A 21,699-nucleotide genomic window follows, 5' to 3' on the forward strand; every position below is an offset into this window, starting at 1 on the left:
CAAAACAAATAGAAAAATTCAATCGCGAGATTCACCTCATTGGTGAATTTCACCGAAATCGGCTCTCAAGTTCCGCCAAAGGCTAGTGATCAAACGCGGCTTTCAACAATTTTTGCGTGTAAGGATGGGTCGGCCTGTCGAAGATACTCGAGACTTCCCCAGCCTCGACGATCGCGCCGTTCTGCATCACCGCAACCCGATGCGCCATCGCGCCGATCACCGCGAGATCGTGGCTGATGAACACATAGCCCAGGTTGTACTTGCGTTGCAGGTCGGTCAGTAATCGCAACACTTGTTGCTGGATCGAGACATCGAGGGCGCTCGTCGGTTCGTCGAGCACGATCACCCGTGGCTCCACCACCAGCGTACGCGCGATGGCGATACGCTGGCGCTGGCCACCGGAGAACTCGTGCGGATATCGTTGCAAAGCCGTGCGGTCGAGGCCCACTTCGCGCAATACGCCGACAATGCGTTTGCGCCGCTCGTCGGCGGAAAGATCTGGCCGATGCAGCGCGAGCCCCTCCCCAACGATGCGCTCGACGGTCTGCCGCGGCGAAAGCGAACTGAACGGGTCCTGAAAGACGACCTGCAGATGCGAGCGCAACGAAAGCTTTTCGCGCCCCTGATAGCTTCCGATCGGGCGGCCCTGGAACTCGACGACGCCGGCCGCCGTGCGCTGCAACCCCAGCATCGCCATCGCGAGCGTCGTCTTGCCCGATCCCGACTCGCCAACGATGCCGAGCGTCTCGCCCTGGCGCACCGCGATGTTCGCGTCGTTCACGGCGCGATAGCGCCCCGTGCGCCACCAGCCGCGAAAACCCGGCAGCTTCGTTGCGAAGTCGACGATTACGTCCTTCGCCTGCAGCAGCACCGGTGCGATCGGCAGCACGGGCAGCACGCGGCGCTCCGGCCGGCTCGCGATGAGCCGCTGCGTGTACGCATGCTGCGGCGCCCCGAAAATCTGCTCGACGCCGCCCGACTCCACGAGCCGGCCCTTTTCCATCACGGCCACGCGCTGCGCGAAACGGCGCACGAGATTCAGGTCGTGCGTGATGAGCAGCACCGACATGCCACGCCGCGCCGCCTCCTCGCGCTGCAGTTCGAGCAGCAGGTCGACGATCTGGCCGCGTATCGTGACGTCGAGCGCCGTGGTCGGCTCGTCGGCGAGCAAGAGGCGCGGACGGCACGCGAGCGCCATCGCGATCATCACGCGCTGGCGCTGGCCGCCCGAGAGCTGATGCGGATAGCTCGACACGCGCCGCCGCGCCTCGGCAATGCCTGTGCGCTCGAGCAGCCCGACGGCGCGCTCGTACGCTTCCTTCTTCGAAACGCCGTCGTGCAGCACGATCGTCTCCGCGATCTGCTCGCCGATCGTGTAGAGCGGATTGAGCGCCGTCATCGGCTCCTGGAAGATCATCGCGATGTCGCTGCCGCGCAGGCCGCGCATCGCGCGCTCGCTTTTCGCGAGCAGATCGTCGCCGTCGAGGCGGATCGTCCCCGCGATCTGCGCGTCCTGCAACAGGCGCAGCACCGCGAGCGCGGTGACGGTCTTGCCCGAACCCGACTCGCCGACGAGCGCCACGCGCTCGCCGCGGCCGATCGCGAGCGTGACGTCGTCGACGGCGAGCGTCTCGCCAAAACGCACGCTCAGGTGCTCGATCGAGAGCAGCGGCGCGGCGCTCACTGGTTGCCTCCAGCCTTCATGGCGTCGGAGATGCGCGTGTCGAGCGCGTTGCGCAGCGCGTCGCCGATGAACGTGAGGAGCAGCAGCGTCGCCACGAGCACGCCGAAGGTCGAGAGCGCGATCCACCATGCGTCGAGATTGCGCTTGCCCTGGGCGAGCAGTTCGCCGAGGCTGGGCGTGGGCGGCGGAACGCCCAGGCCGAGAAAGTCGAGGCTCGTGAGCGCGAGGATCGCGCCGCTCATGCGAAACGGCAGGAACGTGATGACGGGCGTGAGGCTGTTGGGCAGCACGTGACGCCAGATGATCTGCCAGTTCGAGAGACCCATCGCACGCGCGGCGAGCACGTAGTCCTGATTGCGGTTGCGCAGGAATTCGGCGCGCACGTAGTCGGAGAGGCCGATCCAGCCGAATAGCGAGAGCAGCGCGATCAGCAGCACGAAGCCCGGCTCGAAGATCGCCGCGAAGATGATAAGCAGATAAAGCTCGGGCAACGAGCTCCATATTTCGATGAGGCGCTGCCCGAAAATATCGACCTTGCCGCCGAAGTACCCCTGCACCGCGCCCGCCAGCACGCCAAGCAGCGTACCGATCACGGTCAGCACGAGCGCGAACTCGACGGATACGCGAAAGCCGTAGAGCAATCGCGCGAACAGGTCGCGGCCGCTTTCGTCGGTGCCGAGCCAGTTCTGGCGCGAAGGCGGCGCGGGGTTCGGCACCTTCGCGAAGTAGTTCAGCGTGTCGTAGTAGTACGGGTTCGGCGGATAGAGCGCGAAATTGCCGGGTGCGTCGAAGCGGTGGCGGATGTACGGATCGAGATAGTCGGCGGGCGTAGGGAAATCGCCGCCGAAGGCCGTCTCCGGATAATCCTTGAACAGCGGGAAATACAGGTGCCCCTCGTAGCGCACGACAAGCGGCTTGTCGTTGCACCAGAGCGGTCCCGCAAGACTCGCGGCGAACGCGACGAGAAAAACGATCAGGCTCCAGTAGCCAAGGCGCTGCTGCCTGAAGCGCAGCCATACGCGGCGGGCGGGCGTGGGCGACTTGAAGGCGCGCACGCTCTCTGTGCGCAATTCGGGCTCGGCGCCGGCGCGGACTCGGTTCAACTCAGCGCTCCAGTTGTTCGAATTGGATGCGGGGATCGACCCACACGTAGCACAGATCGGAGATCAGCTTGGTCAGCAGCCCGATCAGCGTGAAGAGATATAGCGTCCCCAGCACGACCGGATAGTCGCGCCGCACGACGGACTCGTACGAAAGCAGGCCGAGGCCGTCGAGCGAGAAAAGCGTTTCGATCAGCAGGCTGCCCGTGAAGAAGGCACCGATGAACGCCGCCGGAAACCCGACCACGAGCGGCAGCAAGGCGTTGCGAAACACGTGTTTCCAGAGCACCGTGCGCTCCGAAAGCCCCTTGGCGCGCGCGGTCAGCACATACTGACGGCGAATCTCTTCGAGAAAGGCGTTCTTCGTAAGCATCGTCGTGACGGCGAAGCTGCCCACCACCGAAGCCGTCACGGGCAGCGTGATGTGCCACAGATAGTCGAGGATCTTGCCGCCGAGCGAGAGCGTGTCCCAGTTGTCGGACGTGAGATTGCGCAGCGGAAAGAGCTGCAGGAACGAGCCGCCGCCGAACAGCACGAGCAGCAGCACGCCCAGCACGAAGCCCGGAATCGCATAGCCGACGAGCACGACGAGGCTCGTCACGAGATCGAAGCGCGAGCCGTTGCGCACCGCCTTGGCGATGCCCAACGGCACCGATATCAGGTAGGTGAGAAAGAAAGTCCAGAGCCCGATGCTGATCGAGACCGGCAGCTTCGAGACGATGAGCGACCAGACGCTCTGGTGATGAAAATAGCTTTGCCCGAGATCGAAGCGCGCGAAACGCCCAAGCATCAGGAAATAGCGTTGCAGCGGCGGCTTGTCGAAGCCGTAGAACTGCTTGAGCTGCGCGATCTGCTGTGCATCCACGCCCGAATGCGCGCGCATGCCGAACGGCATGCCCTGCTCCGCGCCGCGCCGCAACTCGCGCACCGCTTGCTCGACGGGGCCGCCCGGCACGAACTGGATCACGCCAAACGTCAGCGTGAGCACGCCGAGCAGCGTCGGGATCATCAGCAGCAGGCGTTTGACGATGTAGCTCCACATGATTCGTTGCTTCCGTCGTGTCCGTTGTCAATGACCCGCAGCTTGTGGCTTGAACCACCAGGTCGAGATGATCCAGTCGTTCGCGCCATAGTACAGCGGCAATTTCGCCGGATACGCGAGGGTGTTCCTGTACGCCACACGGTGCGTCGCGCTGTACCACTGCGGCACCACATAGTAGCCGTGCATCAGCACCCGGTCGAGCGCGTGCGTGGCGTCGAGCAGTTGCTCGAGCGTCTGCGCCTCGGTGAGCGCCTTGAGGATCGCATCGACGGCCGGGGACTTCAGGCCGAGCAGATTGCCGGAGCCCGGCTCGTCGGCCGCCTTGCTGCCGAACCGGTCGACCTGCTCCGCGCCGGGCACCTGGACATCGGGAAACTTGATGGTCGTCATGTCGAAGTCGAAGGCGTCGAGCCGCTTCTGGTACAGCGCAAAATCGACCGAGCGATAGTTCACGCGAATGCCAAGCCGCGCCAGCGCCTGCGTGTACTGCGCCATGATCGGCGCCCACTGCGCGGACGCGCTCGTGTCGTCGAGCACCTCGAACGTGAACGGCTCGCCCTTCGCGTTACGCAACGCCCCGTCGCGATAGGTCCAGCCAGCGTCGGCGAGAAGCGAGCGCGCCTCGAGCAGGTTCGCACGAAGCGATCCGGGCGGGTTCGTATCGGGCTGCACCGGCGGCGCCCCGAACACGGCCGGGTCGAGCGACTTGCGCCACGGCTCGAGCAACGCAAGCTCGCCTCGCGACGGCAGGCCTTTCGCCTGCAACTGCGTGTTCGCGAACCAGCTGTCGATGCGACGGTACTGGCTATAGAACAGCATGCGGTTGAGCCACTGGAAATCGAGCGCGAGGTCGAGCGCACGACGCACGCGCACGTCCTCGAACACGGGCTTGCGCAGGTTCATGACGAAGCCCTGCATGCCGGTGCCGTTGTGCTGCGGAAATTCGCGCTTGATGAGTTCGCCGGTCTCGAAGCGCTTGCCGACATCGCGCCGCACCCAGTTGCGCGCGACGTATTCGACGAGCGCGTCGTATTCGCCCGCCTTGAACGCTTCGAGACGCGCGACGTCGTCCGAATAGAGCTTGTATGTGATGCGCTCGAAATTGTCGGTGCCCACGCGTACGGGCAAGGCTTTGCCCCAGTAGTTCTCGTCGAGCCTGTAGGTGATCGTGCGGCCGTTCGAGTAACGGTCGATCACGTACGGCCCGCTGCCGACCGGCTGCTCGAACGCAAGCTGGTCGAACGCGACGCGGCTGCCGTCCGGGCGCAGGCCCCACTTGTGCGAGAACACCGGCATGCCGCCCGCTATGAGCGGCAATTCGCGATTGTTGCTGCGGAACTCGAAGCGGATCGTCGCCGCATCGACGACGACCGCGCGCGTGATCTCGCTGAAATACGCCTGCATCGAAGGCGCTGCCTGGCGGCTCTTGAGGGTGTCGAGCGAGAACTTCACGTCTTCGGCCGTCACCGGATCGCCGTTCGAGAAGCGGGCATGCGGATTGATGTGGAACGTGACCGAGTGTGCGTCGAGCGCGACGCGGATGTCGTCGGCGAGCAGGCCGTAGGCCGAGGCCACTTCGTCGAGGCTCCCCGTCGTCAGGCTCTCGAACAGCATGCCGAGCCCCGGCGCCGCGTTGCCACGCAGCGTGAACGGGTTGAACTTGTCGAAGCTCGTGAGGCGGTCCGGATTGGCGAGCACGAGCGTGCCGCCCTTGGGCGCGGCCGGATTCACATAGTCGAAATGCGCGAAGCCCTGCGGATATCTGGGTTCGCCATATTGCGCGATGGCATAGACCGCATGGGCGCAAGGCATCGTCACGAGCCCGGACGCGAGCGCCACACCCGCCGCCAGCCACGAGGCAAGCCGGCGCCGCCCCGCGGGAACCCTCACCTCGCGCGCGCCGCGCGCGGTCCCGCCTCGCGTTCCAGTCGTCATAGATCGGTATTTGTCCGGGGTGCCTTGTCAGTTGTGAGAGAATTCTACCCAAACCACGCGGCGCCGCCCCACAGGCGCCCGACGCACAGACCTGATTTAGGAGAATTCATGGGCTTCCTCGCTGGCAAACGCATTCTGTTGACCGGCCTGCTGTCGAACCGTTCGATCGCGTATGGCATCGCGCAGGCGTGCAAGCGCGAAGGCGCGGAACTGGCGTTCACGTACGTCGGCGAACGCTTCAAGGATCGCATCACCGAGTTCGCCACCGAATTCGGCAGCGATCTCGTGTTCCCCTGCGACGTCGCCGACGATGCGCAAATCGAAGCGCTCTTCGTCGACCTCAAGCAGCACTGGGGCACGCTCGACGGCCTCGTCCACTCGATCGGCTTCGCGCCGCGCGAAGCGATCGCGGGCGACTTCCTCGAAGGCATGACGCGCGAAAATTTTCGCATCGCCCACGACATCTCGGCATACAGCTTCCCGGCGCTCGCAAAGGCCGCGCAGTCGATGCTCGCCGACAACGCGTCGCTGCTCACGCTCACCTATCTCGGGGCAGAACGCGCGATCCCGAACTACAACACGATGGGCCTCGCGAAGGCCTCGCTCGAAGCGAGCGTGCGTTATCTCGCGGTCTCGCTCGGCGAGAAGGGCGTGCGCGTGAACGGCATTTCGGCGGGCCCGATCAAAACGCTTGCGGCAAGCGGCATCAAGAGCTTCGGCAAGATTCTCGACTTCGTCGAGCAAAACGCGCCGCTGCACCGTAACGTGACCATCGAGCAGGTCGGCAACACCGCCGCATTTCTGCTCTCCGACCTGGCAGGCGGCGTGACGGCCGAGATCATGCACGTCGATGCAGGCTTCAATGCCGTGGTTGGCGGCATGGCCGGTCTCGATTAAGCTGGCCTTCGCGCTGCGCGCGCTTCGTTGCGCGCGCAACGACAGCAAAAAGCCGCCCGATGGGCGGCTTTTTCTTTGGCTTGGCGCGCAACGCGTCACGCGTGCAATGTGCCTCGTGGCTTAGTGCCAGTGTCCCGGAGGACCGCCGTGATCGCGGTCGTAGTGGCCACGGCCCGGACCGCCGTAGCCGCCGTGATGGCGATACCAGTCGTCACGACCCCAGTAGCGGCGGCCGTCCCAGTAGCGGTCGCCGTGCCAGCCGATCACGATGGCAGGCGGCGCTGCATAAACGGGCGCCGGCTGATAGACGACCGGCGGAGGCGGCGGGGCGTAGACCGGCTGCGGCGCGACATAAACCGGGGCCGGAATACCGATATTGACGCCGACGCTTACGCCGGCCATGGCAGCGCTCGACACGCCGATAGCCACGCCCCCGAGCAGCATTGCAACAACACGTGGGAACTTCATGGACTCACCTTTCGGGTTTGATGTTTTGTTGAAGCCAATATAACGCAGGGCCTTCGTCCGGCGTATTTCAAACTTGTAATAACTGATGCACAAACCTGCCCCGCGTTCGATGCCGTTACGTCTCGTTACACCAGCGCGAAAGCGCGCACCGTGCGTGCCGCCGACGGGTTTTGGCGCCGGCGCATGCAGCACCGCGAACGACAGCGCAGCGGAGGATATCATCGCTGGCGCCAACGCGCGCTGGCATCAACGGGCTCCGACGCCGCGCACGCAAACGCGGCGTGTCGCAATTCCCGTCGACCGGACCGGCTAGCTGTGCGCCAATTCATTCGCACCCCAAACCAGTTTCCGTGCGCCCTGCTCTCCCACCCGACGCAGCACATGGACTTTGAACAGAACGACGCACGGCGAACCGGCTCAACGATAGTTCATCAGCACGGTGGCGTATGAGGCCTCCGCCGCGCCGGTCGGTGGTCTCGGCGTGAGTGCGAGGACACCGCCCGAAGCGCCGATGAAGTAGTGACCGGCCACGTCCGGCGCCACGCGTCGACCGGCGCCGTTCGTGAAGCCCACCCGCATGTGCGGCCGGGGCGCGGAGGCATCTTGCACACGGGCGTCGTTTGCCGCGAGGACCGAGACTTCGGCGCTCGGCGCGACGCCCGGTTCGCTGCTATAGGCGACGGTCGTGGCACCCATGACGGCGTCGTCATCTTGCCGTCCCGCCATCGTGGCGGGTGCCACCGAAGCGCCGCGCCCAGGTGCGATGTCGAACGTTGGTTCGACGATGGCACCAACAAAGCGAATCGTCCCGCCATCGGCCCATGCCGCCCCACAAGCACACAGCGCCGCTGCCGCGCCAGCAGCCGTCACCGCGCCTTGTACCGATGCCTTCCAGTCATGCCTTGCTTTCATCGCACCCTCCACTCGAGAAGTTCCCGGGACCGCTTGATGGCGGTTCACAACAACACTCGTGTTGACGGCATATCAACGAAAATATTGACGGTCGTCAATCTGATTTTGCGACCAGTAGCAGCATGAAATCGCATGCCACGCGGAGGAACTGCCATGCCTCTGGAATCTGAAGGGCTTTTCTGACAGAAAAATACTGTAGTCCTGAACATCAGGAACACCACGCTAGCGATGCGGACAGCGTGCGCTGTGCCTTGCTATTTGCACGAGAACTTCTGCGCATTGCGGGCCCAAAAAACAAAAACCCCGCAAGCCGAGACTTGCGGGGTTTCGCCGCCATATGGCGGAGACGGAGGGATTCGAACCCTCGATCCAGGTTTTGGCCCAGATGCTCCCTTAGCAGGGGAGTGCCTTCGACCTCTCGGCCACGTCTCCCAAAAACTTCGTTCGCGCTAGGGAGGCAGCGCAACGAAGCCAAGATAATAGCGGGTCCGGACGTTCCGGTCAATTCATAAGGCGCTTTTTAGCGAAGTTTTTTCCGCAAGCGCACAACGAGCGTCGCGCGCGGCGCATCGAACCGAACGACGTCACACCCGCGTCATACGACGCGCCTTACGCGTGCTCGAGATCGAACGCCTTGTGGAGCGCGCGAACAGCCAGCTCCATGTACTTCTCGTCGATCAGCACCGAGATCTTGATTTCCGAGGTCGAGATCATCTGAATGTTGATGCCCTCTTCCGAGAGCGTGCGGAACATCTTGCTCGCCACGCCCACGTGCGAACGCATGCCCACGCCGACCACCGAAACCTTCGAGACCTTCGCGTCGCCCAGCACCTGCTCGGCATTCACGTGACCCTTCACCTGGTTCGTGAGGATATCCATTGCGCGCTGATAGTCGCCGCGGCCCACCGTGAACGTGAAGTCGGTCTTGCCGGCCACGCTCTGGTTCTGGATGATCATGTCGACGTCGATGTTCGCGTCCGCCACCGGGCCGAGGATCTGGTACGCGATGCCCGGCTTGTCGGGCACGCCCATCACGATGATGCGGGCCTCGTCGCGCTGGAACGCAATACCCGAGATGACTGCTTTTTCCATGGTCTCGTCTTCTTCAAAAGTAATCAGGGTGCCCGAGTTCATTTCTTCGTCGAGATTCATCATCGGGTCGGTCAGGCTCGAGAGCACACGCGTCTTTACCTGATACTTGCCCGCGAATTCGACCGAGCGGATCTGCAGCACCTTCGAGCCGAGGCTGGCCATTTCCAGCATCTCTTCGAACGTAATGCGGTCGAGACGGCGCGCGTCGTCCACCACGCGCGGGTCGGTCGTGTAGACGCCGTCGACGTCCGTGTAGATGAGACATTCGTCGGCCTTCAGCGCGGCCGCGACCGCAACCGCCGAGGTGTCCGAGCCGCCGCGGCCGAGCGTGGTGATGTGGCCTTCGGGGTCGATGCCCTGGAAGCCGGTGATGACGACCACCTTGCCGGCGTCGAGATCGGCCAGCACGCGCTCGCCGTCGATGTCGTTGATGCGCGCTTTGGTGAACGAGCTGTCGGTTTTGACCGGCACTTGCCAGCCGGTGTAGCTGATGGCGTCGACGCCGGCTTCCTGCAGGGCGATCGACAAGAGGCCGACGCTCACCTGCTCACCGGTCGATGCAATCATGTCGAGCTCGCGCGGGCTCGGCTGCGGCGAAATCTCTTTCGCAAGACCGAGCAGACGATTGGTTTCGCCGGACATCGCCGAAGGCACGACGACCATCTTGTGGCCGGCCTTGTGCCATTTGGCGACGCGCTTGGCGACGTTCTTGATGCGCTCGACCGAGCCCATCGAGGTGCCGCCGTATTTGTGTACGATGAGTGCCATTGTCGTTCTGAACTGGAGATGTTACCGCGCTGGCGCACTGATAGACCGCGTCGCCATGGAAACCCACGGCCGTGGCGACGGTTGCTCATGCAGCGCGTGCAGCACGCGCGGGTTTTGCCCTCAGCGGGCGCGAAGGCGGTGGCATCGTGCGATGCGCGCATGCACCCGCATGCACCTCGCGTACCTCTCTCACTCGCGCCCTGCCCGCATGCCGCTACGACGTCCCTGCAACCGTCGGATACCGCTCGAAGGAAAAATCGCGCCTTCATGGCACGCGCCGCTGTTCGCCGCTGCTCGCCGCTATTGGCGGCATCGTGCATGAGCCGTTTTTGACGGCGTCCGTGAACGCGAAAAAGCGGGCTGGACAAACGACTTACACTACCCGATCAGGGTCAAAATTACAAGACGCAACGGACTTGGGATTACCGAAAAAGGCTTGCGCGGCAAGGATTTGCGGGGGGAACGATCGCCCTCCCGCAACCATCTTTCGCCGATTGACGCCTTGTGGCCGGCGCAAAGCGCGGCGAGCGCCCGCGACACGTTCAGGCGAGCAGCAAGTCGTCGCGCCATTCGATGCGACGCCAGGCCGCGCCCTGCACGATCGGCTCCGTGCCGAACGCAGACCGGTTCACGCCGATACGGGGTACGAACAGTAGCGTTTCGCCGACGAAGAGCAGCGGCACGTCGCGCTCCCATGCGGGCACGCCCCGCGCCTGGAACACGTTTTTGAGCGTGCGGCTGAGGTTCGCCGCTTCGTCGCGCAAACGCTCGCCGCCGCTGCGTTCGCGCGCGACGAGCGGTGCGCGGGCGAGCACCTGCTCGGGAACGGCGTCGGGGTCGCCGGCGGCAGCGGGAGCGAAAACGTACGTGCCGCGCCACGACGGCAGACGCCAGACCTCCTCGCCGTGCCAGTGCAACGTCTGAGGCGTGCGCAATGCGCGCCCGTCTGAGCGTTCGCCACGCATCGCGCTGTCGCTCGCGCGCGCGGCTTCCCACGACACGCACCCGCGATAGCAGCGCAATCGATGTCCCGCATGCTCGACGCGCAACGCGTAGCCACCGCCTTCGCGGCGCGCGACCTCGCGCAGTTGCCTCAGCATGTCCGCAAGACGGGCCGCCGACGCAGCGGGCAGTCCAAGCGTGCGCATCCAGTAGCGCAGCAGGTTGAGCGCGCGCGGATCATCGAGTGCGAGCAGCGCGGTGTGCGAAAGCGCATCCCCATCGCCGCTCGCCACTTCGCGCAAATCGAGTTGCGCCAGATCGTCGAGCAAACGTTGCGACGAAGCCGCGTGCGCCGCCGTGCGCGCGAGCGCATCGCGATAACCGGGGAAATGCGCGGAAAGCGCGGGCATTACATCGTGGCGCAGCGCGTTGCGCGCGTAGCGCGTGTCGGCGTTCGACTCGTCGTCGATCCAGTGCAGGCCATGCGCGCGGGCGTGGCGCTCAAGTTGCGCGCGCAACAAAGGCAGCAACGGCCGCATGCGCGGCACGCCGGCCGCCACCGCGCGCGAAGGCGCCATCGCCGCGATGCCCGCGAGTCCCGCGCCGCGCAGCAGTTGCAGCAGCACCGTTTCCGCCTGATCGTCCGCATGCTGCGCGAGCCAGAGCGCCTGCGCGCCGTGCGCCGCGCACATCGCGTCGAGCGCGCGGTAGCGTGCGTCGCGGGCAGCCGCCTCGACGCCGGCCGCGTCGTCGCGCGCCACCTCGACGCGCCTCGCGTCGAACGTCACGCCGTAAGCGCGCGCGGTCGTCTCGCAGTGCGCGAGCCACGCGTCGGCATTCGGGCTCAGGCCATGGTGAACGTGCAGCGCGACAAGGCGCCCGGCCCCCGCCACGCGAACCGCTCCGTCGAGCAGCACCGACGAGTCGAGCCCGCCGCTATACGCGATAGCGATGCGCGCATCGTCGGGGAGCGTGGAAAGCACAACGCCGAGCACATCGACAACGATGTGCCCGGCGTCGGATCTGGAATGGTCGGTCACGGCACGACGGTGCGAATGCACCGGCACTGATGACGTCGCGCGCCTTACGCGCCCGGCGTCGTTTCCTTGAACTTGCCGTAGGCCATCAGGCGCTCGAAGCGGCGCTCCTTGAGATCGGCGATGCTCATGCCCTGAAACTGGCGCAGCGAGTCGGCAAGCGCGCGACGCAGAAGCGCGGCCATGCCCTTCGGATCGCGGTGCGCGCCGCCGAGCGGCTCGTTCACGATCTTGTCGATGAGGCCGAGCGCCTTGAGACGATGCGCCGTGAGGCCCAGCGCTTCGGCGGCTTCGGGCGCCTTTGCGGCGCTCTTCCAGAGAATCGACGCGCAGCCCTCCGGCGAGATCACCGAGTAGGTCGAGAACTGCAGCATCATGACCGTGTCGGCCACGGCCACCGCGAGCGCGCCGCCCGAACCGCCCTCGCCGATGATCGTCGTGATGATCGGCGTCTTGAGTTCGGCCATCACGTAGAGATTGCGGCCGATCGCCTCCGACTGGCCGCGCTCTTCCGCGCCGATGCCGGGGTACGCACCCGGCGTGTCGACGAACGTGAAGATGGGCAAACCGAACTTCTCGGCGAGGCGCATGAGGCGCTCGGCCTTGCGATAGCCTTCCGGGCGCGGCATGCCGAAGTTGCGCGCGGCGCGCTCCTTCGTGTCGCGGCCCTTCTGATGGCCGATCACCATGCAAGCCTGGCCGTTGAAGCGCGCGAGGCCGCCGACGACCGAAAGGTCGTCCGCGAACGCGCGGTCGCCATGGAGCTCGTGAAAATCGGTGAACAGCTCGTGCACGTAATCGAGCGTGTACGGGCGCTGCGGATGACGCGCGATCTGCGAAACCTGCCACGGGCTCAGGTTCGCGTAGAGGTCCTTCGTGAGCTGCTGGCTCTTCTTCGACAGCCGCTCGATTTCTTCCGAAATATCGACGGCCGAGTCGTCCTGAACAAAGCGCAGTTCTTCGATCTTCGCTTCCAGTTCAGCGATCGGCTGTTCGAAATCCAGAAACGTGGTCTTCATGTGTGGGAATCCTTCACTTTGCGGCAGCGCGTATTCTAACCGCGCCGGCCCGCGCCGAAATCGGCTCAGAACTATCGATTTCTTGCATCGATAGATAAATGCTTAGCCATTCGTTGTTCGTCCGGCTGCGCAGGCAGCGCGCCGGTGCCTCATGACGGCTCGAGGCTGCGCCACATGTACCAGGTCGCGACGGTACGCCACGGCTCCCAGTTGGCCGCGACTTCGCGCGCCTCACTGCGCGTGACCGGCTCGCCGCTGAAATAGTTGATGCTGATCGCGCGGATCAGGCCCAGATCGTCGAGCGGCAGCACGTTCGGACGCGCGAGATTGAAGATGAGGAACATCTCGGCGGTCCAGCGGCCGATGCCGCGAATCGCGGTGAGTTCGGCGATGACATCCTCATCGTCCATCGAGGTCCACTTGCCGACGTGCAGCGCCCCCGAAACGAAGTGCTGCGCGAGATCGAGGATGTACTCCGTCTTGCGCTTCGACAGTCCGCACGCGGCGAGCTTCTCGTGACCGAGCTTGATGAACTGCTGCGGCACGAGCTTCGGGCATGCGGCTTCGACGCGCTGCCACAGCGCCTGCGCCGCCGCCGTCGAAATCTGCTGGCCGACCACCGAACGTGCGAGCGTCCCGAACGGGTCGTCGCGGCTCAGCAGATGAACGGGCCCAAACTTCGGAATCAACTTCTTGAGAATGCGGTCGCGCTTGACGAGATCCACGCAGGCCTTGTCCCAATAGTCGGGACGCTGCACCTCGAAGTCGAGATCGCCGAGCGCGTTCGCGGCCGGCTCCACGGCTTCGAGCGCTGCGGGACCATTCGAGAGCGTGGCCTCGATCGCCGCGCCGTCGAGCGCCTCGTGCGAGACGCCCGTTCCGTTGGCCTTCGCGCGCGCCGGCTTGCTTGCTGCTTTCCCGCCTGCACCGTTGAGCGCTCGCTTTGCGCCCTCCGGCGCACCCGCGGTTCCGCCCGTTAGCGACGCAGACCGCTTCGCCTGCGTCTTCGTGGCCGTTGCCATCCTGCCTCCTGCCTCGCGAATCGATCAGTGGAAACTGGACAGCCCGCTCACACGCGGCGCCACTCGGTCAACCCGCCCGGTTTGTCTTCGAGCGCGACACCGGATTCGAGCAGTTCGGCCCGGATCCGGTCCGCCTCCGCATATTGCTTCGCCTGCTTGGCCGCCGTGCGCGCGGCAATCTTTTCTTCGATCGCCGCGACGTCGAGCGCGCCTGCCCCCTGCGCGCCGGCCGCCTGCTGCAGGAACACGCGCGGCTCGCGCACGAGCAACCCGATCACACGCGCGAGGCGCTGCAGCTGACGCGCGAGCACCGCGTCATGCGTCCGGTTCACTTCGCTCGCCAGCTCGAACAGCACGGCGATCGCCACCGGCGTGTTGAAGTCGTCGTTCATCGCCGCGCGGAAACGCTGCGCGTACGGCTCGTTCCAGTCGAGCTCCCCGGCGTCCGGCGTCACGTCCTTCAACGCCGTGTAAAGACGCGTGAGCGCGTTGCGCGCGTCGTCCAGATGCACGTCGCTGTAGTTCAGCGGCGAGCGGTAATGCGCGCGCGCCATGAAGAAGCGCACCACTTCGGCATCGTACTTCGCCAGCACCTCGCGGATCGTGAAGAAGTTGCCGAGCGACTTCGACATCTTCTCGTTGTCGATCTGCACGAAGCCGTTATGCATCCACGTATTGACGAACGTCTTGCCCGTCGCGCCTTCGCTCTGCGCAATCTCGTTCTCATGGTGCGGAAACTGCAGATCCTGGCCGCCGCCATGAATGTCGAAATGATCGCCCAGCAACGCGCACCCCATCGCCGAGCATTCGATGTGCCAGCCGGGACGTCCGCGCCCGTACTTCGAGTCCCAGCTCGTGTCGGCCGGCTCTTGCGGTTTTGCCTGTTTCCACAGCACGAAGTCAAGCGGATCCTGCTTGGCATCGTTCGTCGCCACACGTTCGCCCGCGCGCAGGTCCTCGATCGACTTGCCCGAGAGCGCGCCATAGTTCGCGAACTTGCGCACCGCGTAGTTCACGTCGCCGTCGGTAGCCTGGTAAGCGTAGCCGTTCGCTTCGAGCTTGCCGATCATGTCGAGCATCTGCGGAATGTATTGCGTCGCGCGCGGCTCATGGTCGGGACGCTCGATGCCGAGCGCGTCCGCGTCTTCGTGCAGCGCCGCGATGAAACGGTCGGTGAGCTGCTTGATGGTCTCGCCGTTCTCCACCGCGCGACGAATGATCTTGTCGTCGATGTCGGTAATGTTGCGCACGTAGGTCACGTTGTAACCGAGCGCGCGCAGCCAGCGTTGCACGATGTCGAACACCACCATCACACGCGCATGCCCGACGTGACAATAGTCGTACACCGTCATCCCGCAGACATACATACGCACGACGCCGGGCACGAGGGGCACGAAATTTTGCTTGTCACGCGCGAGCGTGTTGTAGATGCGCAGTGATTCCATAAAGACGATGGATACGTGGGTCGAAGGAAATCCGCGGCGACACCGACCGCAGCGTGCGGGCGCGTTGGCCCGCATTGTTCAGGCTGCTGCTTGTCGGCGCCCGGCCTGCAAACAGGCGGCTATCGGGGCGGAGACGACCACGAGTGGCGAAAGAAAGCCCGGCGGCTCATGCAACGCGCCCGGAATGCCCACGAAACTGGCGAGGGACAAAGCGCGCGACGAAAACGCACAGACCTTTTGTTAGAATGGCTCGGAGTATAACACCGCGACCTCACCCTATGAAACCTTCCAGCGGCCGCGCGCCCCGTGCTGCGACCCTTGCCGCGTCGGCTCTCGCGAGCGTCGCGATTGCGCTGTTCGGCGCCAGCATCGCGCATGCCGCGCCCCCGGCGACGGCCGACGGCACGCCCGGCGCCGACGCAGCAATCGCCCAGCACGACTGGGCGACGGCACTGAGCCAGCTCGACGAGCGCATCAAGACGAACCCGCGCGACGTGCAGGCGAAGTTCAAGCGCGCAACCATTCTCGCGCGCCTGAACCGCGACGACGACGCGATCGAGGCGTTCACCGAACTCACGCAGCTCTACCCCGAGCTGCCCGAGCCCTACAACAATCTCGCTGCGCTTTACGCGAAGCACGGCCGCTACGACGAGGCGCGCATCGCGCTCGAAACGGCCCTGAAGGCGAACCCTTCGTACGGTCTCGCCTGGGAAAATCTCGGCGACCTGTACCTGCGTCTTGCCGATGCGTCATACCGCCGCGCGCAAACGCTTGGCCATGCGAGCGGCACGACGCAGCAGCGCCTCGCCGACATCGGGAAGATCGTCTCGCCGCCACCCGCGCAGAAGAATGCGGGCGCCGCCTCGGCTGAAGCCGCATCCGAAGCGGGCCCCTCGCATCTCGTGCCGGCGCTCACGAATCCTGCGTACCAGTTCGGCGGCCCGACCGGGTCGCTGGCGATGCCCCCGTTCGTGGCGCCATCGAACTAAGCTGCGGCGCGCGATGCATCCCGGCGCGCCGCAACACGTTTTTCCCGCACTTCCGAGGATACTCATGAAATGGTTGATGTTGGCGCTCGGCAGCGCCGCCCTGATCGCGAACGCACCGGCCTTCGCGCAAAACGGCCAGCCGGCCGCGGCGCACCCGCAAGTGCTCTTCAAGACCAGTGAAGGCGACATTCGCGTCGAGCTCTATCCCGAGAAGGCGCCGAAGACCGTCGACAACTTCCTGCAGTACGTGAAAGCCGGCCAGTACAACGGCACGATCTTTCATCGCGTGATTCGCGGCTTCATGATCCAGGGCGGCGGCTACACGCAGAGCTTCGTCGAGAAGCCGACGCGCGCACCCATCGCGCTCGAGAGCCGGAATGGCCTGAAGAATCTCATGGGCACGATCGCGATGGCGCGCACGAGCGACCCGAACTCGGCCACGGCCCAGTTCTTCATCAACACCGTCGACAACGCCGGCCTCGACTATCCGAACCCGGACGGCAACGGCTACGCCGTGTTCGGCAAGGTCACGCAGGGCATGGACGTCGTGAAGAAGATCGAAGCGGCGCCCACTACTTCGCGCGGCCCGATGGCCGACGTACCGCAAAAGGAAATCGTGATCCAGTCGGCCACGCTCGTCGGCAAGTAATCACCTGCAACACGACTGTCGTCATCGACTACCCGGGCGGCCGTGCCGCCCCCACCCGTCGCACGTCGCGGCGCCGGCACACGCGTTGGGCAACACGCCTCGCCTCTTGCCGATGCGGCGACGTCCATCCCCCCGCCACAGGCAAAGGATTCCATCATGGTCGAACTGCATACGAACCACGGCGTCATCAAACTCGAACTGAACGCCGAGAAGGCCCCGAAGACGGTCGCCAACTTCCTCAACTATGTGAAGAACGGCCACTATGACGGCACGGTTTTTCACCGCGTCATCGACGGGTTCATGATCCAGGGCGGCGGCTTCGAAGCCGGCATGAAGCAAAAGCCGACCGAAGCGCCGATCGAAAACGAAGCGAACAACGGCCTGAAGAACGAGCGCGGCTCGATCGCCATGGCGCGCACCAACGACCCGCATTCGGCGAGCGCGCAGTTCTTCATCAACGTCGCCGACAACGACTTCCTGAACCACTCGTCGCCGACGCCGCAAGGCTGGGGCTACGCCGTGTTCGGCAAGGTCGTCGAGGGCCTCGAAGTGGTCGACAAGATCAAGAAGGTCAAGACGGGCTCGAAGGGCTTCCATCAGGACGTGCCGGTCGACGACGTCGTGATCGAAAAGGCCGTCGTCGTCGAATAAGCTTCATACAACACTCACGCGCTCCCCTCTCGATGCTGCAGGAAAAGGCTTTACGACACGCTGCTGCGGGCGTGCCCGGCGAGGGCAAGCGCCCGCACGCGGCACGCCCGTTCCTGTTCATTTCCGACGTGCATCTGAATGAGGGGATTCCGCGCACGGTCGCCGCGTTCGAACGCTTCGTCCGGGTCACCGCCGATCAGGCGGACTCGGTGTTCATACTCGGCGACCTCTTCGAATACTGGATCGGCGACGACATGCTCGCCGATCCGTTCGTCGCGCGCATGACCGCGCTGATGCATACGCTTTCCGAGCGCGGCATCGCGCTCTACGTCATGCACGGCAATCGCGACTTCCTGATGGGCAAGCGCTTCATGAAAGCGGCGGGCGCGATCTGGCTGCCCGATCCCATCGCCATCACCGCGTTCGGCACCCGCATCGCGCTCGCGCACGGCGACGCGATGTGCACCGACGATCGCGGCTATCAGCTCTTTCGCAAGCTCGCGCGCAACCGGCTCGCGCAGTTGCTCTTTCTCGCGTGGCCGTTGCGCTGGCGGCGCGCGCTCGCCGAGCGGGCTCGCCGCGCAAGCGAAGACAAGCGCAACGGGCCGCGCCTGCCGAAGTACGACGTCACCCCGAGAGGCGTCGCGACGCTATTCAAGCGCTCGCGCGCGAACACCATCGTGCATGGCCACACGCACCGTCCCGCGCGCCACCAGGAGCCCGGCGGCACGCGCTGGGTCTTGCCCGACTGGGATCTCGATCACGGCAAGCCGCGCGGCGGCTACCTGCGCGTGGATGCCGAAGGATTCAGGGTGTTGCCGCTCGACTGAAGTCAAGCGCCAATCATGCGCAAACGCGCAGCCAGATAGCGCGTTTTCCACGCCTCATTGACGCTTTCACGCTGCCGTTGAGGTCACGTGCTCGGGCGCCTTCTCGCCACCGGCCGCCGCCTCGCCTTGCGCGCCGCCGCACTCCAGCCCCGCGGACAAACGCCGCAACTCGGCCAGCGCCGCATCGGCGCCGTGCAGGGCTTCGAGACGCGCCCCGAGCCGCTCGAGCGCCGCGACGATGGCGTCGACGCGCTGCGTCTGCGTGGCCGCATGATCGATCAGCCCGTGGATCGCGAGCGAAACGGGATCGTCGGCGTTGGGCGTGATGCCGTATGCGCAGAAGCCGTCGCGCGCCGAGGCGGGCCTTGCGCGCTCGGGCGCCGTCTTCGCGGGCACGATGATCCGCGCCGGATTGCCGACTGCCGTTCCGCCTTCGGGCACGGGCTTCACGACCACCGCGTTCGAACCGATCTTCGCGCCTGCCCCTACCGTGAAGCCGCCCAGCACCTTCGCGCCCGCGCCGACGATCACGCCCGGACCCAGCGTGGGGTGGCGTTTCGCGCCGCGCGTGAGCGAGGTGCCGCCGAGCGTCACGCCCTGATAGATCGTGCAGTCGTCGCCGACCTCGGCCGTCTCGCCGATCACGACGCCCATGCCGTGATCGATGAACACGCGCCGGCCGATGGTCGCGCCCGGATGGACCTCGATACCGGTCAGAAAACGCGCGATCTGGGAGACATAACGCGCGAGCCAGCGGCGTTTCGCGCGCCAGCACGCATGCGCCAACCGATGCAGCACGAGCGCGTGCAGACCCGGATAACAGGTCAGGACCTCCCACGCGCTGCGAGCGGCGGGATCGCGCTCGCGGATCGTGGCAATGTCTTCGCGAAGTCTCTTGAACATGGCAGTCACGCTAAAAACGGGCGGCATCGTGGAGAATTGCGGCCATGCGACCCCGCCACGTGCGCATGACCGGGCGCGCGGCCTTTGCAGCCGCGCGCATTTGCTTATGAGGTTTTAGCCGATTTTCAGCCGATTGTAGGCGTAAAGGCGCTTCGGGGCAGGAAGCCCCCGTCGGCGGCAAGGTCGGCGCCATGGCTCAGCGGCTTTCGCCGCCTTTGGCCTTGAGCATGAGGATGTGCTTGGCGATACCGCGCACGATGTTGACCTCCTCGCGCTCGAGCCCGGAGCGCGCGAAGAGCCGCCGCAAGCGCGACATCAGCTTCTTCGGATTGGCGGGATCGAGAAAATCGAGCGCGATGAGCGCGTTCTCGAGATGCACATACATGCGCTCGATGTCGTCGCTCGTGGCGAGCGGCGAGCCGGCACCCTGCTGGAGCACGCCGTCCGCGCCTATCGCACCGCCCGCGCGCCCTGCAACCGGCAGCGCCGCGCCAGGCAAGCCTTCGCCGAGATACGCGAGACGCAGCTCATAGGCGAGCACCTGCACCGCCTGGGCGAGATTGAGCGAGCTGTAAGCAGGATTGGCCGGAATGTGCGCCAGCGCGCTGCAGCGCTCCACGTCGTCGTTCGAGAGGCCCGTGCGCTCGTTGCCGAAGACGAGCGCGATGTCGCCGCCGTGCGCCACCTGGCGGCACGCATCCTGCACGGCCGGGCGCGGCGCGCTCGGCGGCGGCCCGTACTCGCGCGTGCGCGCCGTGAGCGCGAGCGACCACTGCACGCCGGCCAGTGCGTCGGCCAGCGTCGGCACGATGTGGGCAGCTGCAAGCACGTCGTCGGCGCCGCTCGCCATCGCCACGGCCTCGGGGTCGCAGTGGACCTGCGGCACACGCGGCGCCACCAGCACGAGGCGCGAGAAACCCATCGTCTTCAGCGCGCGCGCCGCGGCGCCGACGTTGCCGGGATGGCTCGGCTCGACGAGCACGAAGCGGGTGGACGTGAAGCCGCCGCGCAGCGGCTCGTGAAGGTCGCAAGCGGCCGCCGCGGCCTGACCAGCGAATGAATCGGGGTGCATCAAGATAAGTCTCTAGCGCGAACGTAAGGAAAACGTCTATGTTAGCGCGCCTCGCATCCGGAGAAGAGGCGGGAAAGCGGCGCACCGTCAGCCAGAGCGGCCCGGTCTCAGGTAAAATGCGAGGTTCGCGCGCGTTTGGCGTTGCGCCGGGCCGCTTCACGGCTCGCGCGGCGTCGGGCAGGCTAGTGGCAAATAGCGCCGCCGCGCCCCGCTCTTATTCAATTCGTCTCCGTTGGCGGGACAGGTTCCGCAGGCTGCTCCAGGCCCGCGCCCTGTCCAATCGTTAGACGCTTTTATCTTTTGCACCACCGGCGCGCAGCAACCTCGAGCAGGTCGAGCGCGAGCGCCGGACAACAAGGATCCTGGCTCATGCATCCCATGCTCAACATCGCTGTCAAGGCCGCGCGCCGCGCCGGACAGATCATCAACCGCGCGTCGCTCGATCTCGACCTCGTGCAGGTTGCGAAGAAGCAGCACAACGATTTCGTCACGGAAGTCGACAGGGCGGCCGAAGCCGCCATCATCGAAACGCTCAGGACCGCCTACCCCGATCACGCCATCCTCGCCGAGGAATCGGGCGAGTCGGAGAACGAATCCGAGTACCAGTGGATCATCGATCCGCTCGACGGCACCACCAACTTCATCCACGGTTTCCAGTACTACTGCGTCTCGGTCGCGCTCGCGCACAAGGGCATCGTCACGCAGGCCGTGGTCTATGACCCGACCCGCAACGACCTCTTCACCGCCTCGCGCGGCCGCGGCGCGTTCCTGAACGATCGCCGCATCCGCGTGGGCCGTCGCGACCGTCTCGCCGACGGCCTGATCGGCACCGGCTTTCCGTTCCGCGAAAAGGACGGCCTCGACAGCTACTGCGAGCTCTTCGCCGAGATGACCGGCGCGTGCGCGGGCCTGCGTCGTCCGGGCGCGGCCGCGCTCGACCTGGCGAACGTCGCCGCAGGCCGCATGGACGGCTTCTTCGAGCAAGGCCTCAACCCGTGGGACGTCGCCGCGGGCGGCCTGCTCGTGACGGAAGCCGGCGGCCTCATCGGCAACTACACGGGCGACTCGGCTTTCCTGCACGTTGGCGAAGTCGTCGCGGGCAACCCGAAGATCTACGCGCAAATGGTGCCGATCCTTTCGAAGTACACGCGCGTCAACAAGGCAGCCTGAGAGGCAACCTGAGTGCGCGGCGCCGTGCGCATGTCCGCACGCCGCGACGCGGACCACGCATGCGTATCGAGC

19 protein-coding genes and 1 tRNA gene are annotated in these 21,699 nt (G+C 65.4%); 6 read left to right on the forward strand and 14 right to left on the reverse strand.

Annotated elements, in window-relative coordinates; translation table 11 throughout:
- Window positions 1-82: 82 nt before the first annotated feature.
- From BLU17_RS05185 to BLU17_RS05200, 4 genes are read right to left on the reverse strand one after another with little or no spacing between them, the layout of a single operon-like run.
- On the reverse strand, window positions 83-1,684 hold the full coding sequence (locus tag BLU17_RS05185) for an ABC transporter ATP-binding protein (RefSeq protein ID WP_245746728.1): 1,602 nt from the start codon (window positions 1,682-1,684) through the stop codon (window positions 83-85).
- The gene (locus BLU17_RS05190; protein WP_425434063.1) at window positions 1,681-2,787 is read right to left on the reverse strand and encodes an ABC transporter permease; all 1,107 of its coding nucleotides are present in this window, start codon (window positions 2,785-2,787) and stop codon (window positions 1,681-1,683) included. Before BLU17_RS05190 ends, BLU17_RS05185 begins: the two co-directional genes overlap by 4 nt.
- A gap of 1 nt (window position 2,788) precedes the next feature.
- Window positions 2,789-3,826: a microcin C ABC transporter permease YejB gene (locus BLU17_RS05195; protein ID WP_091995446.1), complete on the reverse strand. Its 1,038-nt coding sequence runs from the start codon at window positions 3,824-3,826 to the stop codon at window positions 2,789-2,791.
- Window positions 3,827-3,853: 27 nt separating this feature from the next.
- Window positions 3,854-5,761 (reverse strand): extracellular solute-binding protein, encoded by a 1,908-nt coding sequence (locus tag BLU17_RS05200; protein ID WP_091995448.1) that lies wholly within the window; start codon window positions 5,759-5,761, stop codon window positions 3,854-3,856.
- 108 nt (window positions 5,762-5,869) lie between these two features.
- On the opposite strand from BLU17_RS05200, the gene fabI reads away from it, so the two are divergent.
- Window positions 5,870-6,658 (forward strand): enoyl-ACP reductase FabI, encoded by a 789-nt coding sequence (gene fabI / locus BLU17_RS05205; protein ID WP_091995450.1) that lies wholly within the window; start codon window positions 5,870-5,872, stop codon window positions 6,656-6,658.
- Between the two features lie 120 nt (window positions 6,659-6,778).
- Here the strand turns inward: fabI and BLU17_RS05210 are convergent, their stop codons facing one another.
- The 8 genes from BLU17_RS05210 to cysS all read right to left on the reverse strand — a co-directional run bounded on the left by BLU17_RS05210 (window position 6,779) and on the right by cysS (window position 15,363).
- Window positions 6,779-7,126, reverse strand: a complete 348-nt coding sequence (locus BLU17_RS05210) for a hypothetical protein (protein WP_091995452.1) — start codon at window positions 7,124-7,126, stop codon at window positions 6,779-6,781.
- A gap of 417 nt (window positions 7,127-7,543) precedes the next feature.
- A complete protein-coding gene (locus BLU17_RS32205; RefSeq protein ID WP_143189183.1) occupies window positions 7,544-8,038 on the reverse strand; it encodes a hypothetical protein in 495 nt (164 codons plus the stop codon).
- Between the two features lie 338 nt (window positions 8,039-8,376).
- A tRNA-Ser gene (locus BLU17_RS05220) sits at window positions 8,377-8,470 on the reverse strand.
- 177 nt (window positions 8,471-8,647) lie between these two features.
- Window positions 8,648-9,898, reverse strand: coding sequence for an aspartate kinase (locus BLU17_RS05225; RefSeq protein WP_091995457.1), 1,251 nt, complete (start codon window positions 9,896-9,898; stop codon window positions 8,648-8,650).
- 542 nt (window positions 9,899-10,440) lie between these two features.
- On the reverse strand, window positions 10,441-11,880 hold the full coding sequence (gene tilS, locus BLU17_RS05230) for a tRNA lysidine(34) synthetase TilS (RefSeq protein ID WP_091995769.1): 1,440 nt from the start codon (window positions 11,878-11,880) through the stop codon (window positions 10,441-10,443).
- 44 nt (window positions 11,881-11,924) lie between these two features.
- A complete protein-coding gene (locus BLU17_RS05235; protein WP_091995459.1) occupies window positions 11,925-12,896 on the reverse strand; it encodes an acetyl-CoA carboxylase carboxyltransferase subunit alpha in 972 nt (323 codons plus the stop codon).
- Between the two features lie 149 nt (window positions 12,897-13,045).
- Window positions 13,046-13,918, reverse strand: coding sequence for a DNA-3-methyladenine glycosylase family protein (locus BLU17_RS05240; protein WP_091995461.1), 873 nt, complete (start codon window positions 13,916-13,918; stop codon window positions 13,046-13,048).
- Window positions 13,919-13,965: 47 nt separating this feature from the next.
- Window positions 13,966-15,363 carry a cysteine--tRNA ligase gene (gene cysS, locus BLU17_RS05245; protein ID WP_091995463.1) on the reverse strand — a complete coding sequence of 466 codons (1,398 nt, stop codon included), beginning with the start codon at window positions 15,361-15,363 and terminating at the stop codon, window positions 13,966-13,968.
- A 278-nt stretch (window positions 15,364-15,641) separates the two neighbouring features.
- Here cysS and BLU17_RS05250 point away from each other — a divergent pair, with 278 nt between their 5' ends.
- The 4 genes from BLU17_RS05250 (at window position 15,642) to BLU17_RS05265 (ending at window position 18,482) form a co-directional block, all read left to right on the forward strand.
- Window positions 15,642-16,352, forward strand: a complete 711-nt coding sequence (locus BLU17_RS05250) for a tetratricopeptide repeat protein (protein WP_091995465.1) — start codon at window positions 15,642-15,644, stop codon at window positions 16,350-16,352.
- 64 nt (window positions 16,353-16,416) lie between these two features.
- A complete protein-coding gene (locus tag BLU17_RS05255; protein ID WP_091995771.1) occupies window positions 16,417-17,001 on the forward strand; it encodes a peptidylprolyl isomerase in 585 nt (194 codons plus the stop codon).
- A gap of 156 nt (window positions 17,002-17,157) precedes the next feature.
- Complete coding sequence (locus tag BLU17_RS05260) at window positions 17,158-17,652, forward strand: peptidylprolyl isomerase (protein WP_028210008.1); 495 nt, start codon at window positions 17,158-17,160, stop codon at window positions 17,650-17,652.
- 32 nt (window positions 17,653-17,684) lie between these two features.
- Window positions 17,685-18,482: a UDP-2,3-diacylglucosamine diphosphatase gene (locus BLU17_RS05265; protein WP_091995467.1), complete on the forward strand. Its 798-nt coding sequence runs from the start codon at window positions 17,685-17,687 to the stop codon at window positions 18,480-18,482.
- A 66-nt stretch (window positions 18,483-18,548) separates the two neighbouring features.
- Here BLU17_RS05265 and cysE read toward each other — a convergent pair whose 3' ends face one another.
- Together cysE and BLU17_RS05275 are read right to left on the reverse strand one after the other, a co-directional pair.
- Window positions 18,549-19,385, reverse strand: coding sequence for a serine O-acetyltransferase (gene cysE / locus BLU17_RS05270; RefSeq protein WP_091995470.1), 837 nt, complete (start codon window positions 19,383-19,385; stop codon window positions 18,549-18,551).
- Between the two features lie 196 nt (window positions 19,386-19,581).
- Window positions 19,582-20,457, reverse strand: coding sequence for an RNA methyltransferase (locus tag BLU17_RS05275; protein WP_091995472.1), 876 nt, complete (start codon window positions 20,455-20,457; stop codon window positions 19,582-19,584).
- Between the two features lie 369 nt (window positions 20,458-20,826).
- Between BLU17_RS05275 and BLU17_RS05280 the strand changes: the two genes are divergently transcribed.
- On the forward strand, window positions 20,827-21,627 hold the full coding sequence (locus tag BLU17_RS05280) for an inositol monophosphatase family protein (RefSeq protein ID WP_091995474.1): 801 nt from the start codon (window positions 20,827-20,829) through the stop codon (window positions 21,625-21,627).
- Window positions 21,628-21,699: the final 72 nt, after the last annotated feature.

Origin of the sequence: Paraburkholderia lycopersici (genome assembly GCF_900096975.1) — a bacterium.
Lineage (GTDB): Bacteria > Pseudomonadota > Gammaproteobacteria > Burkholderiales > Burkholderiaceae > Paraburkholderia > Paraburkholderia lycopersici.